The organism is Archangium sp., assembly GCF_036388035.1.
GTDB lineage: Bacteria > Myxococcota > Myxococcia > Myxococcales > Myxococcaceae > Archangium.
In genome coordinates, this window is record NZ_DASVSO010001046.1 from 21,044 (window position 1) to 35,127 (window position 14,084).

Consider the following 14,084-nt stretch of genomic DNA (forward strand, 5'->3'; position numbering starts at 1 on the left):
GGGTACAACCTTCCGAGAAAAAGGCGCCATTCATTCCAGCAACAGGCTCGCTCGGTGGGCAGGGGAGGGGACTTCCGCTCAGAGCAGCGCCATCGTGAGCTGGCTGGCCAGATACTGCAGCGCGGGCATGACATTCGGGGCCGAGCGCTTGCGCACCGGGGCCCTCGCCGCCCGCTGCCACTCGGGCTCGCCCACCAGGCGACCGGACGCGTGCTGGAACATCCGGAACCGGCCGAGCTCGATGGAGCTGCCCGAATTGTAGATGCGCAGCCCTCGGCCCTGGAAGCGGCCCAGGTCGAACTCGCGCGGCACGTGCCGGTGCCCGTGGAGGATGAGATCGCACCGACCCTGGGTCCGGCGGACCAGCTCGGCGCCGAGCGCCAGCTCCGAGGCGTGCGGCCAGCCCATGTGCGTGGCGAACCGCTCGGGGAGGCTCTCCTCCGGCAGTGGCAGCACGTGGTGGTGTACCAGCACCGCGGTGAGCACGCCGGTGGGCGCGGCGCACAAGGCCTCGTCCACCTCGTCCAGCACCTCGCGCGTCAGCTCGCCGTGGCAGGCGAAGTAGTTGCGGTTGTGCGGGCCCGTGGAGTCCAGGCACACCAGGTAGAGGCCCTCGTGCCGCTCCACCCGCACCTTCTGGCCATTCATCCACTGGCTGCCGGCGTCCTCGCCGGTGCGATCGTGGTTGCCGGGGATGAAGGTGAGCCGCCCGGCGTCGAGAAAGGGCGCGAAGAGCTCTCGGAAGCGACGGTACTCGCTCCGGCTGCCCTGGTGGGTCAGGTCTCCCGTTACCACCACATGGTCCACGCGCTCGGCGAGGAGGGTCTCCACGAGCGCGATGGCCGTCGCGTCACTCTCGCGGGTAAGGTCCAGATGGATATCGGACAGGTGCGCCAGCTTGAGGGGGAGCATGGGTACTTCTGAGGTACTCACTCACCGAAACACGGCCATGGCTTCCTGGAAAATCCCGCGAAAGAGTCCGGTGACGTCCCTGTGAACGTCACCCGGCGAGCAGCTCCCCAGCAGGCTTGGGATGGGTCGCGGACAATCCTCCCGACACAGCGGGCGCGGGCGGCACCAGCCGCGAGCCGGCCAGCACGCGCAGCTTGTTGCCGCGCCAGTCCACCGAGCGCGCGAAGAGTCCATTCGTCCACGCCGCGAAGAGCAGCACGTCCTTGAGCAGCACCGCCGGCACCGTCAGCCACGAGGCGGTCTGTCCTGGCCGCAGCGCGTTGAAGACAGTCACGTCGTGGAGCAGCTTCGCCACGGCCACCGCGCCCACCCCTCCGAAGGAGAGGGCCGACGGCGACAGCAGCGCGCCGAGCAGCGCCCACGGCAGCGGGTTGAGCAGCGACTGCGCCAGGTACACCGGCGTGGGGATGCAGGTGTGGTGGATGATGCTCCAGCGCACGTAGCGCTTGAAGAAGGCCAGGACACTCTTCTCCCGCGACACGTTGTAGACGGGGGCGCGCGCCACCACGGCCCGCTTGCCCAGCCGCCCCGTCATCCACCGACCGATGACGTAGTCCTCCGCCAGCACGTTGCGCACCGAGTAGAAGCCCCCCAGGGCCTCCACGTCCTCACGGCGCATGGCCATGGACTTGCCCACGACGATGTCCTGATCCGCGGCCTGCTTGGCGGCGATCTGCCCCGCGCCCGCCGAGGTGCACTGGTACAGGTTGTCCATCAACGAGCCCAGCGTCTGCTCGCCGATGCCACTCACCGGGTGCGAGATGACGCCCACCGTCGGATCCTCGAAGGTGCGGGCGATCTCCTCCAGGTAGTCCGGGCCCACCCGCGTGTTGGAGTCGCTGATGACGAGGATGTCGTGCCGGGCCGCGGCCGCCAGGGTGATGAGCTGGTTCACCTTGGGATTGAGGCCGGGCTCGCCGTGCTGCAATTCCAGCCGCATGACGTGGGGCCAGCGCGCCACCGCTTCGCGTGCCACCGCGTAGGCCGGGTCTCGCATGTCCTTCACTCCCAACACCACCTCGTACTCCGGGTAGCCGAGGGTGGCGAACCGCGCCAGGTTGGCCTCCAGATCGTCATCCACGCCGCACAGGGGCTTGAGGATGGAGATGCCCACCGGCTCGCCGCCACTCACCGGCGCCTGGAGCCGGGTCGAAGTCCATCGGTGGCGCAGCACGAAGAAGAGCTGCACCCCGAGGGCGAAGGTGCCGAGGGTGGCGAGGGCGAGGAGGGCGAGGCTGAGCGCGTGGGGCAGGGGCACGGCGTTCTCCTGAGCAGGAGCGCGTTCATCGCGCGTCCTGCCCGGGAGGCTACGAGCACCGTGTTACGTCCTCCTGAAGCCCCCGCGTCGCCCGAGAGAACTCTCGGAGACGGGACGGTGACACCCCGCCGTGCGTCAGGAGGTCTTCAGGTTGCGGCTGCGCGGGTGGCGCACGTCCGTGCCCCGCACCATGTAGATGACCATCTCCGCCACGTTGGTGGCGTGGTCGCCCATGCGCTCGAGGTGCTTGGCGATGAACATCAGCGCCGTGGCACGGCGGATGTTCTTCGAGTCCTCCATCATGTAGCTGAGGAGCTCGTTGAAGATCTTCAGGTAGAGGGCGTCCAGGTGGTCGTCCTCCTTGAGCACCTCCTCGGCCTTGGCCACGTCCGAGGACACGAAGGCATCCAGCGCCTTCTTCACCTGCTGCTGGGCCAGCTCGGCCAGCCGGGGCGTGTCCACGTAGGGCTTGAGCGGCGGCGCCTGGTTCAGGTCCTTGGCTCGCTCGGCGATGTTCACCGCCAGGTCTCCGATGCGCTCCAGGTCCGTGACGATCTTCAGCGCCGTGGTGATGAGGCGCAGGTCGCTCGCGGCCGGCTGGCGCAGCGCGAGGATGCGACGGCAGGTGTCGTCGATCTCCACCTCGAGCCGGTTGACCTCCTTGTCACCCTGCATCACCTGCTCGGCGAGCACGGAGTCCCGCTCGGTGAGCGCGCGCATGCTGTCGGCGATGTGCGCTTCCACCTTGGCGCCCATGGCCAGCAGCTTCTCGCGCAAGTCCCTCAGGTCCTGCTCGAATGCTTTGTCCGTGTGAATCGACGGCATGTGCCCGCTCTCCCTCGCGCCTACCCGAACTTCCCGGTGACGTAGTCTTCGGTGCGCCGCTCACGCGGGTTGGTGAAGATCTGCTCCGTGGCGCCGCATTCCACCAACTCTCCCATGTAGAAGAAAGCCGTCCGGTCACTCACCCGCGCGGCCTGCTGCATGTTGTGGGTGACGATGGCGATGGTGTAGCGCTCCTTCAGCTCGTGGATGAGCTCCTCGATCTTCGCCGTGGCGATGGGATCCAGGGCACTGGCGGGCTCGTCCATGAGGATGACCTCGGGCTCCACGGCCAGCGCGCGTGCGATGCACAGGCGCTGCTGCTGGCCACCGGACAGGCCCAGGGCGCTGTCATTGAGGCGATCCTTCACCTCGTCCCAGAGCGCCGCGCCCTTGAGCGACTTCTCCACGCGCGCGCCGAGCTCCGCCTTGTCCTTCATTCCCCCCACGCGCAGGCCGTAGGCCACGTTCTCGAAGATCGTCTTCGGGAAGGGGTTGGACTTCTGGAAGACCATGCCCACGCGGCGGCGCAGGTCCACCACGTCCACGTTCCGGTCGTGGATGCTGTGCCCGTCCAGCAGCACGGTGCCCTCGTGGCTGGCGCCCGGAATGAGGTCGTTCATCCGGTTGAGCGAGCGCAGGAAGGTGGACTTGCCGCAGCCCGAGGGGCCGATCAGCGCCGTCACCTGGTGCTCGGGCAGCGTGAGGCTCACCGACTTCACAGCCACCTTGGTGCCGTAGCGGAGGGAGAGCTCACGCGCCTCCATCTTGATGCGCGAGGGAGAGAGAGGAGGGGGCATGGCTCGGTGTCAGTGGGCGCCAGCGGCGCGCCGGCGGGTGCGGGCGCGGATGAGCACCGCGATGAGGTTGAGGGTGAAGGTGAGCGCGAGCAGCACCAGCACCGTGGCGTACAACAGCGGCCGTGTGGCCTCCACATCCGGCGACTGCGTGGCCAGCACGTAGGTGTGGTAGCCCAGGTGCATGAACTGGGAGTTGAGCTTGTTGGGCAGGTCGGGGAGGAAGTAGGCCGCGCCGGTGAAGAGGATGGGCGCCACCTCGCCCGCGCCGCGGGACACCGCCAGCACCGCGCCGGTGAGGATGCCCGGCAGCGCGCCCGGCAGCACCACCCGCGCCAGCGTCTGGGAGCGGGTGGCCCCCAGCGCCAGGCTCGCCGTGCGGTGGTCCATCGGCACCGCGCGCAGCGCCTCCTCGGTGGAGACGATGACCACCGGCAGCGTCAGCACCGCCAGGGTGAGCGAGGCCCACAGAATCCCCGGCTGGCCCCAGTGCAGCTCCTGGTAGCCCAGCAGCCGGTCCATGTTGCCGCCCACGAAGTGGATGAAGAAGCCCAGGCCGAAGAGGCCGAAGACGATGGAGGGCACGCCCGCCAGGTTCACCACCGCCACCCGCACCGCCCGCGCCAGGAGCGAGCTCGGCGGTGCGTACTCGTGCAGGTACACCGCCGTGAGGACGCCCACGGGCATCACCGCCAGCGTCATCAGCAGCGTGAGCGCCGCCGTGCCGTAGAGGGCGGGGAAGATGCCGCCGCCCATCATTCCGTCCGAGGGGGGCTGGCTGAGGAAGGTCCAGGTGACGTGCCCGAGGCCGCCTCGGACCACGTCGAAGAGGATGATGGCCAGCATCGCCAGGATCAGCAGCGCGGCGAGGCCGGTGAGGGACGTGAGCGCTCCGCCCACGGCCCGACGTAGGGTGTGCCTCACGCGCCCGCTCCCGACAGCCGCTTGAGCACCTTCCGGGTCCACGCGGATGCCACCATGTTGAGGATGAAGGTGAAGAGGAAGAGCTCGACCCCGATGAAGAACAGGAGCGAGTAGTGCGGGCTGCCCACCACCACCTCGCCCATCTCGGCGGCGATGGTGGCGGACATGGAGCGGACCGAGTCCGTGAAGGTCCATGACGCGATGGCCGCGTTGCCCGAGGCCATCAGGACGATCATCGTCTCGCCGATGGCGCGGCCGAAGCCCAGCACGCACGCGGCGAGGATGCCCGGGGCCGCCGCCGGCAGCACCACCTTCCACGCCGTCTCCCAGGGCGTCGCCCCCAGCGCGAGCGACGCCTCGCGGTAGCTGCGCGGCACCGCCGTCAGCGCGTCCTCGGACACGGTGAAGATGACGGGGACGATCGCCAGCGACAGGCCCAGGCCCGCCACCACCGCGTTGAGCCGGGTGGGCAGGCCGAAGGTGTCCTGCAGGAAGGTGGCCAGCAGCATCAGCGCGAAGAAGCCCAGCACCACCGAGGGGATTCCCGCCAGCATCTCGATGGTGGGCTTGAGGAGCTCGCGCAGCCGTCGCGGCGCGAACTCGGCCGTGAACAGCGCGCCCGCCACGCCCACCGGCACCGCCACCGCCATCGACACCAGCGTCGTCTTCAGCGTGCCGATGAAGAGCGGGATCATGCTCACCTTGGGAATCTTCGACACCGGCTGCCACACGAAGGCCGCCGGCTTGCCCGCGCGCACCACCTGCCGCAGGAACATCTTGCCGAGGCTCGCCTCCTCGCGGGCCTCGGCCTCCAGGAAGAGCGCCAGCGCCTCCTTGGCCACGAAGACCAGGATGAGCACCAGGGCGGCGATCCCCGAGAAGGCCACCGCCGTGATGACTCCCCCGATGACCTTCTCCCGGATCTGCCTGCGACGGGCGGCGGAGGAGAGCCGCGGCGCCACCGTTGCCGTTTCCACGAGACTCTGACCCTGCATGGCTACCTGTCTATCCATCTTGTGCTCGAGCCTCGTGTGACATTCGCGTGAAGCGTACGGCCCCGCGGTACTACTTCACCGGGAAGTAGCCGACCTTCGTGACGATCGCCTGACCCTCGGGAGAAAGGGCGAAGTCGATGAAGGCCTTGGCATCCCCCGCCGGCTTGTTGCGCAGGTAGAAGTACAGGTCGCGCGAGAGCGGGTACTTGCCGCTCTTGATGTTCTCCGCGGAGGGGGCGATGGCGTCGTTGCCCTTCTTGACCTTCACCTCCTTGATGCCCTTGGCGTAGGCGGCGCCGCCGTAGCCGATGCCGTTCTTCTCCTTGGAGACCGCGTTCACCACCGCGGCGGTACCCGGCAGCGTCTGGGCCGTGGAGGTGTAGTCCTCGCCGTCCAGCAGGTTGTCCTTCACGAACACGTAGGTGCCCGAGGAGTTCTCACGCGAGTAGACGACGATGGACGCGTCCGCGCCGCCCACGTCCTTCCAGTTGGTGATGTCCCCCAGGTAGATGCCCTTGAGCTGCTCCAGGGTGAGGGTGTCCACCTTGTTGCTCTCGTGGACGTAGAAGGTGACGCCGTCCTTGGCCACGGAGATCTCCGTGCCGGTGGTGTTGAAGCGGGTGCGCAGCTTCTCGCCCTCCGCGTCCTTCATGGGGCGGCTGGACATGGCGATGTCCGTGGTGCCGTTGATGAGGGCCGACAGGCCAACGCCAGAGCCGCCCCCCGTCACCTGCAGCTTGAGGCTCGGGTTCTTCTTCATGAATTCCTCGGCCCAGCGCTGGCCGAGGATGACCATGGTGTCCGAGCCCTTGACGGTGATGGTGCCCGCGCGAGCGGCCATCGGAAGGGCCAGCAGCAGCACCACGGCGAGCGAGGCGATGAGGTTCTTCATCATGGGGAGTTCTCCTTGGAAACGGGTGCTTGGGGCCGCTGACTAGTAGCGGGCCTGGAACTGGACGGTGAGCAGGTTGTCACGTGGGTCCTTCACACCCTCGACGGTCTCCGTGAGGGGCACCTCGTAGGTCAGCGAGACCTTCAGGTGCTCACCGAAGTAGTGGAGGGCGGTGGCCCCGAGGGTGCCGGTGGCGTTGGTGTCGGCCGGAAGGCTCGACCCAGGACCCGCGGCGGCGGCCGGGGTGCCGTTGGCCGGATCGAAGTAGTCGTAGCGAATGGCCAGGGCGTTGGAGACGCCGAGGTTCTGCACCAGCAGCGCGTACCAACCACTGGCCGGACGGTCGAGCAGCTCGGTGCGGCGATCGCCACTGCCACCGATGTAGGTCTTGCCCTGGATGTACTCGCCCTTGAGGGCGGTGGCGCCGAAGGGGAGGAAGTCCAGGTAGACCTGGACGTCCGCGCCGATGCGGCTGCGCTCGTAGGCGTGGCGGAAGGCGTCCGTGGAGCGCCTGCCCAGCGAGAGGCCGTACCAGCCGGAGATGCCACCGGAGATCCACTTCAGATCGAACCCCGCGCGGCCGATGAAGTCCTTCTCCTTGTCGTTGTCCACGCCGACGGAGCCGGGGAAGCTGATGCCGTTGCCGTCGAAGAGGCCGCCGCTCAGGCGGAGGGCGCCGTACTTCGCGCTGAACCGGACGCCCCGGTCCCGCTCGTCGGGGAGGAAGGCCCGGACGACGCGGGTGCGCTCGGGGAACTCGCGCTCGCTGGAGGACTGCACGGACTCGTAGCCGAACGGCCACTTCACCTGGCCCAGCGTCAGCGCCATGTTCTGCTTCGTGCCGGGGATGAAGAGCGTCGCCTCGGCATCCCGCAGGGCCACGGCGGTGGGCGAGGCGTCGATCTGCAGCATGAACTGGGCGAGATCGGCGGTGTAGGTGGCCTTGAGGCGCGAGCGGCGGATGGTGAAGCGACTGAGGCCGCCGGTGCCGTCCTCGCGCGTCTCCTCCCACTGGTAGCGGGCCTGCACGTAGCCGGAGAACTTCAGCTTCGTGAGCGGGGACAGGGCGCTCTTGATTTCGGCGAGCTGCTCCTCGATGGACGAGACCTTGCCCTCGGTGGTGGTGATCCGCTCATCGGTGCTCGGAGCGGTGGTCTCGGGGGCGGCCTCGGAGGCGGCGGGGGCGGGGGCGGCCTCCTGGGCCAGGACGGCGCCAGGAGACAGAATCAGCAATGCGGCAAACAGATTGCGCACGGTGTAGGGGGGCTCCAGCTGTCTTTCTGTCCGGTGTTCAGCGACACGCCATTTATGGGGTGACTGTGGCTGTTTGACGGAAGCCGCGTGACAAATGCGCAACGAAGTTCAGGCCGCGGTGGGCTCGACGATGCGGTAGCCCACCCCGCGCACCGTCTCGAGGTAGGCGCGCGCCGAGCCGAGCTTGTCGCGCAGGCGCATGACGTGGGTGTCGATGGTGCGCGTCTCCAGGCTGCTGGACAGGCCCCACACCTCCTCGAGGAGCTGCTCGCGGGACTGCACCCGGCCCACGCGGGTCAGGAGGTGCTCCAGCAGCCGGAACTCGAGCGCGGTGAGGGACACCTCCTTGTCGTCCACGTAGAATCGGTGGGTGGAGATGTCGAGCGTGAGGGGGCCGAGCTTCAGGGGCGCGGTGTCGTCGCGGGCCGGACCGCCACGGCGCAGGATGGCCTTGAGCCGCAGCACCAGCTCGCGGACGCTGAAGGGCTTGGTGACGTAGTCGTCGGCACCTACCTCGAAGCCGCGCACGCGGTCGGCCTCCTCGCCCTTGGCGGTGAGCATGACGATGAGGACGTCCCGGGTGGTGGCAGCGGCCCGAAGCTGGCGGCAGACCTCCACGCCGGACATGTCCGGCAACATCAGGTCCAGCAGGACGAGGTCCGTGCGCTGCTCTCGCGCGGCGGACAGCGCCGACTCCCCCGTGGGGGCGACGCGGGTGGAGAAGCCGGCGGCGCGGAGATTGAAGTCGAGGAGCTCGGCGAGATCGCGCTCGTCGTCGACGATGAGGACGTGGGGCATGGCGGCGGCGCACTCTGGGCCCCGCTGTTTGCGTCCCGGTGGCGCACTTGCAACAACCGTGTGACATCTGTCACGCGAGGTGAAGGTTGTCGGGGCGCAAAAGGGTCCGGCCCGCGCGGGCAGCACTGCTCACCTGACAACGCGGCGCTCCGGCGTTGTCGCTCCAGGTGACAATCCGCGGGCCTCGCGAATGTGTTGCGACGGCAATTGTCATAGCTGGAGGCGGCATGACCGTGACGACGTCTGCCTCCGATGCCACCGCCCACGTGCTGGAACGCGCATCACGCTCGCCAGAGCGATGGAGGGCCGCGCTGTCGGCGCTCCTGCTGGCCAGTGCCGCGCCCCTGGACGCCAGGGCAGCCGAGCCTCCCGCGAGCGAGCCACCCGCGGCCCAGACGCAGCAGCCCGACCCTGACAACGAGGTGGTGAAGGCACGCTGGCGGCCCGGCAAGGGGCTCGAGATCAACAGCGCGGATGGTCGCTTCCGGCTGGTGACGCGCCTGCGCGGGCAGTTCCTCTACCAGGCCGATGACACGTTCGCGGGGGAGGGCGAGCGCGAACTCACGCACGGGTTCCAGATCCGTCGCGCCCGCGTCTCCTTCTCCGGCTTCATGTTCGGCGAGCACAACAACTTCAAGATGGAGCTGGCCTTCTCGCCGCGCGACCTCGGCTTCACCGACCTGTCCGGTGACCCGAACCCTCCCCAGACCAATCGGGACAACGTCGCGACCCTGTCGCCGCTGCTCGACCTGTACATGGAGTTCGACCACCTGCGCGACCTGACGCTCGTGGTCGGTCAGTACAAGGTCCCCTTCAACCGCCAGCGCGTCATCTCGTCGGGCGACCTCATGCTCGTCGACCGCTCCATCGTGAATGCCGAGTTCAACCTGGACCGCGACATCGGTGTTGACCTGCGCTCCAAGGATCTCTTCGGGCTCGACCTGCTCCGCTACTACGTCGGCGTCTACACCGGAGGAGGACACAGCTCCTATGCGCTCAGCGCTCCGGGCCTGATGACGCTGGCCCGCGTCGAGGTGCTGCCCCTGGGCAAGTTCGAGGACTACAGCGAGGCGGACCTGCAGCGCAGCAAGAAGCCAGGCCTGTCCCTCGGCGTCGCGTTCGCGCACCTCAATAACGCGCGGGGCACTCGGGGCATCCTGGGGCGTACCCACCGGGACGAGGGCACAACCGACTACAACCTGTTCACCGCCGATGCGATGTTCAAATGGCGGGGGTTCTCCGCCCAGTCGGAGTTCATCGTCCGCCGAGGCACCCGCAGTCCGGGCGAGGCGGTGGATGAGGACGGCGGCCCCATTCCCACCGAGGCGGCGCGCAATGGTTATGGTTGGTTCCTCCAGGCGGGCTACTTGCTGCCCACCACCGAGCTCGAGGTCTCGGGCCGCTACTCCATCGTCCGGGCCGCGGACTCCGACACCAGCCTCTCCGACGAGAACGAGGCCGGCCTGGGCGTGAGCTATTACTTCCACAAGCACGCCTTCAAGTTGCAGGGCGACTACTTCCGACTCTGGGAGGATGCGCTCGCGGAAGGCAACAACCAGTTCCGCGTTCAGCTCCAGACATCGTTCTGAGGTCAGCCGTCCAGGTCCGTCACGGTGGAGAGCGGGGCGGGCCCGTCCTCCCCGGTGGGGGCGTGGCCTTCGTCGCCCACGGCCTGCTTGAGGAGCGGAGGCGTCACCACCGGCATCTCGATGGTGGGCGTCTTCGTGAGGATGGAACTGCCCGGCGGCGGGCGCAGCACCGGGCCCGGAGGCGGCAGGCCCGAGTGGCGGCGCGCGGCCTCCATCAGCGCGTGGTGGTGGCGGTAGCGCGCCTCCACGAGCTTGTGGATGAGCAGCGGCCCGCCGGGCACGCGGCGCGCGGTGAGCGCCTGGGTGGCCTTGCGCACCGGGTAGCGCACGCGGCGGATCTGCACGCGCCAGCCCTTGGGCGTGAAGGTGAAGATACCGTAGGCCGGGCGCAGGTCTCCGTCGCGCGGGATGCCGGCGCTGGCCACGTCCGCGATCAGCATGCGGCCCACGCGGCGGCGGTAGGGGAAGTGCAGATGGCCGAAAGCCACCGCGGCCGCGTCCAGGTTCTGGAAGTAGCGGCGGAGGGTGTTCTCGTCCAGCGTGGGGTCCAGCGAGTCCTCGAGGTTGCGCGGGTTCGCATGGCAGACGAAGAGGTCCTGCCCCCGGCGCGGCGTGTAGCGCACCGAGAAGGGCAGGGCGCCCAGCTTCTTCAGCCAGGGCTCACCGAGCTGATCCCGCGTCCACTGCAGCAGCTCCGTCTTCCAGTGGTCGCGCTCGCGGTAGGCGCCGCCCAGGTAGTGGCCCGCGAGGTAGCAGTCGGTGTTGCCCATGAGGATCGCATCGCAGCGATCGAAGAGCAGCTCCACCGTCTCGCGAGGGTGCGCGCCGCGCAGGGCGAGGTCCCCGGCGGCCACGACGTAGTCGGGCGCGACGCGAGCGATGTCCTCGAGGACGGCCTCGCAGGCGGGGAGGTTCCCGTGAATGTCGGCGAGGATGGCAACCCGCATGTGCGCCCCATCCTAACCCGCCGCCGTCGCCGTGGGCACCGGCGCTGGAAGGAAAATCGTGAAGGTAGAGCCCTCGTTCGGTTGGCTCTCGACCCGCACCTCTCCCCCCATGGCGCTCATCAGGTGCTTGACGATGGACAGCCCCAAGCCCGTCCCCCCCATGTCCCGGCTCCTCCCTTTGTCCACCCGGTAGAAGCGCTCGAAGATGCGGGCCAGGTGCTTGGGCTCGATGCCCACCCCCGTGTCCCGGACGTGCACCACGCACCGCCCGTCCTCCTGAACGCCTGTCACCGTCACCCGGCCCCCCTCGGGCGTGTACTTGACGGCGTTGTCCAGCAGGTTGAGCAGCACCTGCTCCAGGCCCCGCTCGTCTCCCCGGCCCACCAGTCCCGGGGGGACGTCCAGCTCGACCGTAATCTTCTTGCCCTGCGCCTTGTGCCGGACCACCTCGGCCGCGCGGGAGACCGCCACTGCCAGTGACACGTCCGCCACTTGCAGCTTCACCTCGCGGGACTCCAGCCGGGACAGCTCCAGCAGGTCCTCGACGAGCTCCGAGAGGCGCTCGGACTGGCGGTGGATGATGTCCACCATCTTGGGCGCCATGACGGAGTCCTGCAGGGCGCCGCCCTGGAGCGTCTCGGCATAGCCGCGGATGGCGGTGATGGGGGTGCGCAGCTCGTGGGAGACGTTGGCCACGAAGTCCTTGCGCACCTTCTCCAGGTGGCGCAGCTCGGTGACGTCATGGAAGACGGCGGCGCTGCCGGGCAGGTCCCTCCCCAGGGGCGTCACCCGGATGGCGAGCGTCCGGGCGAACAGCCCCTCCAGCGTCAGCTCGAGGCGGGTGGAAGCTCCCTCGCGACAGGCGCGGAGGACGGCCTCGTTGAGTGCGTCGTTGCGCAGCAGCGCCAGGGGCCGCTGGCCGACGATATCCCCGGTCGTCTGCAGCATGGCGCGCAGTGCGTCGTTGTGGCGCACCACGGTGCCCTCGGCGTCCGTCACCCAGAGGCCCTCGGCCATGCCGTCCAGCACGGCGATGAGGGTGCGCGCCTCCTGGTTGAGGCCGGCGTTGCGCGCGGAGAGCTGCTCGTGCAGCGAGTCGATGGCGCCCCGCAGGCTGGCCACCTCCTCGAGCCGGTCCTGCTCGCCCTCGCTGGTGCCCGCGGCGGGCGTGCCCTCGGCGCGGGTGCGGACCTCGCGGGCCAGCGTGAGGAGCTGCCGCTTGAAGGTGTCCCGGCCCACCACCAGCGTCAGCGCGGAGCCGGAGAGGGTGGCGAGCGACACGAAGAGCGCGTCCCATTGCCAGCCCAGCAGCAGGAAGAGGACGAGCGCCCCGAGGGCCGGGACGAGCAGCGGAATGAGGAAGAGGCGCGGGGGCATGGGGCCTTCACGGCGGGCTGAGCTTGTAGCCCACGCCGCGCACCGTCTCGATGATGTCTCCCGCGGGGCCCAGCTTCTCGCGCAGACGCTTGATGTGCGTGTCCACCGTGCGGGTGTGGATCTCCGCCTGGATGCCCCACACGTCCGAGAGGAGCACCTCGCGCGTCTGCACGCGATCCGTGCGCTCCAGGAGGGTGCGCAGCAGGCGGAACTCCAGCGCGGTGAGCACCACCTCCTGACCCTTCACCCGCACCTGGTGGCGCGCGGTGTCGAGCTGGATGTCCCCCATGGAGAGCTGGGCCGCCGGCCCCTCGTCGGTGTCCGCGCGTCGCAACACCGCCTTGACCCGCAGCAGCAGCTCGCGCACCGAGAAGGGCTTCACCACGTAGTCATCCGCGCCCAGCTCCAGGCCCTGGACCCGATCGGACTCCTGGCCCTTGGCGCTGACGATGATGACCGGCACCTTGCGCAGCTCGGAGTCGCTCTTGAGCATGCGCAGCACCTCACTGCCCGCGAGGTCCGGCAGCATCAGATCCAACAGCACGAGGTCCGGCGTCTGGGCGCGCGCCTTGGCCAGGCCGCTCGCTCCGGTGCCCGCCACCTCCGCCTCGAATCCCGCCGCCCGGAGGTTGTACTCCACCAGTCCGGACAGGTCCTGCTCGTCCTCGATGATCAGGATGCGCGCCATCGTTCCTCCGAGCCTCCGCGGGTCTCTCACCGATGGCTAGCAGATTGGCGGTGGCGGTTGAATGACGAGCGTGTGACGGCTTGGTGACGAGGCTCGTCCGCCCGCCGAGCCTGCGCTCAGGGCGCGAAGGTCGGATCGCACTCGCCACCCACCAGGGTGATGGGGGCAGCGATGAGCGGCTCGTTGCGCGTGCCGCTCACGGACTCCAGGTAGTTGCAGGAGCTGCCGAGGAAGCGCGGCGGGTTGGCGCGGGAGAGCGCCTCGATGACGACGACGTAGTCGCGGCCCACCGGGATGTCCACGGCCACTTCCTGGGCGCCGTTGCTGTTGAGCCCCGCGTTGAAGCGCAGCGCGCGCGCCTTCTTGCCGTCCGCCCCCTCGAGCAGGAGCGCCTCGTCGGGCTTCACCTGCTGGGCGAGGCAGGAGCGCTGGATGTCTCCGCACCGGCGCGACTTGCCCTCGGGGAGCACCACCACCTGGAAGGCCCCCAGCTCATCGGCGATGGCGCGATTGATGGTCACCTCGAGGCCGAGGCGGGGCCCGGAGGTGGAAGGCTCCGCCCCACAGCCGGCGGCGAGGGTGGCACCCAGCAGGACGAGGAGGGAAGTGCGCGGGCTCATGGGTTGACGCGAACGGTGATGGGAACGCGGCCGCGCTCCTCGGAGGTGGCGTAGACGACGGCGCCCGCGGTGCCCGCCACGGCCACCGCTCCCACCGCCACCCAGAGCCACGGGCTCTTGTACCAGGGGCGCTCGCCCACCGTGGCCACCG

At 69.0% G+C, this 14,084-nt stretch carries 14 protein-coding genes; 1 reads left to right on the forward strand and 13 read right to left on the reverse strand.

Annotated elements, in window-relative coordinates; genetic code table 11:
• Positions 1-78: 78 nt before the first annotated feature.
• From VF697_RS43110 to VF697_RS43150, 9 genes are all read right to left on the reverse strand, one after another.
• On the reverse strand, positions 79-912 hold the full coding sequence (locus tag VF697_RS43110; protein ID WP_331104576.1) for a metallophosphoesterase: 834 nt from the start codon (positions 910-912) through the stop codon (positions 79-81).
• Positions 913-1,000: 88 nt separating this feature from the next.
• Positions 1,001-2,224: a ceramide glucosyltransferase gene (locus tag VF697_RS43115; RefSeq protein ID WP_331104595.1), complete on the reverse strand. Its 1,224-nt coding sequence runs from the start codon at positions 2,222-2,224 to the stop codon at positions 1,001-1,003.
• 141 nt (positions 2,225-2,365) lie between these two features.
• A complete protein-coding gene (gene phoU / locus VF697_RS43120; RefSeq protein ID WP_331104578.1) occupies positions 2,366-3,055 on the reverse strand; it encodes a phosphate signaling complex protein PhoU in 690 nt (229 codons plus the stop codon).
• Between the two features lie 20 nt (positions 3,056-3,075).
• Complete coding sequence (gene pstB, locus VF697_RS43125; RefSeq protein ID WP_331104597.1) at positions 3,076-3,819, reverse strand: phosphate ABC transporter ATP-binding protein PstB; 744 nt, start codon at positions 3,817-3,819, stop codon at positions 3,076-3,078.
• Between the two features lie 42 nt (positions 3,820-3,861).
• Positions 3,862-4,773: a phosphate ABC transporter permease PstA gene (gene pstA, locus VF697_RS43130; protein ID WP_331104580.1), complete on the reverse strand. Its 912-nt coding sequence runs from the start codon at positions 4,771-4,773 to the stop codon at positions 3,862-3,864.
• The gene (gene pstC / locus VF697_RS43135; protein ID WP_331104581.1) at positions 4,770-5,768 is read right to left on the reverse strand and encodes a phosphate ABC transporter permease subunit PstC; all 999 of its coding nucleotides are present in this window, start codon (positions 5,766-5,768) and stop codon (positions 4,770-4,772) included. The genes pstA and pstC overlap by 4 nt, the downstream gene beginning before the upstream one ends.
• Positions 5,769-5,838: 70 nt before the next feature.
• On the reverse strand, positions 5,839-6,660 hold the full coding sequence (locus VF697_RS43140; protein ID WP_331104599.1) for a phosphate ABC transporter substrate-binding protein: 822 nt from the start codon (positions 6,658-6,660) through the stop codon (positions 5,839-5,841).
• Between the two features lie 42 nt (positions 6,661-6,702).
• Positions 6,703-7,914 (reverse strand): porin, encoded by a 1,212-nt coding sequence (locus tag VF697_RS43145; protein ID WP_331104582.1) that lies wholly within the window; start codon positions 7,912-7,914, stop codon positions 6,703-6,705.
• A gap of 108 nt (positions 7,915-8,022) precedes the next feature.
• Positions 8,023-8,712, reverse strand: a complete 690-nt coding sequence (locus VF697_RS43150) for a response regulator transcription factor (RefSeq protein ID WP_331104583.1) — start codon at positions 8,710-8,712, stop codon at positions 8,023-8,025.
• Between the two features lie 227 nt (positions 8,713-8,939).
• Here VF697_RS43150 and VF697_RS43155 point away from each other — a divergent pair, with 227 nt between their 5' ends.
• The gene (locus VF697_RS43155; protein ID WP_331104584.1) at positions 8,940-10,301 is read left to right on the forward strand and encodes a porin; all 1,362 of its coding nucleotides are present in this window, start codon (positions 8,940-8,942) and stop codon (positions 10,299-10,301) included.
• Between the two features lie 2 nt (positions 10,302-10,303).
• Here the strand turns inward: VF697_RS43155 and VF697_RS43160 are convergent, their stop codons facing one another.
• The 4 genes from VF697_RS43160 to VF697_RS43175 all read right to left on the reverse strand — a co-directional run bounded on the left by VF697_RS43160 (position 10,304) and on the right by VF697_RS43175 (position 13,933).
• Positions 10,304-11,248: a metallophosphoesterase family protein gene (locus VF697_RS43160; RefSeq protein ID WP_331104586.1), complete on the reverse strand. Its 945-nt coding sequence runs from the start codon at positions 11,246-11,248 to the stop codon at positions 10,304-10,306.
• Between the two features lie 12 nt (positions 11,249-11,260).
• Complete coding sequence (locus tag VF697_RS43165) at positions 11,261-12,625, reverse strand: sensor histidine kinase (RefSeq protein WP_331104588.1); 1,365 nt, start codon at positions 12,623-12,625, stop codon at positions 11,261-11,263.
• Positions 12,626-12,632: 7 nt separating this feature from the next.
• Positions 12,633-13,313 carry a response regulator transcription factor gene (locus VF697_RS43170; RefSeq protein WP_331104590.1) on the reverse strand — a complete coding sequence of 227 codons (681 nt, stop codon included), beginning with the start codon at positions 13,311-13,313 and terminating at the stop codon, positions 12,633-12,635.
• Positions 13,314-13,429: 116 nt separating this feature from the next.
• The gene (locus tag VF697_RS43175) at positions 13,430-13,933 is read right to left on the reverse strand and encodes a hypothetical protein (protein ID WP_331104591.1); all 504 of its coding nucleotides are present in this window, start codon (positions 13,931-13,933) and stop codon (positions 13,430-13,432) included.
• Between the last annotated feature and the right edge of the window lie 151 nt (positions 13,934-14,084).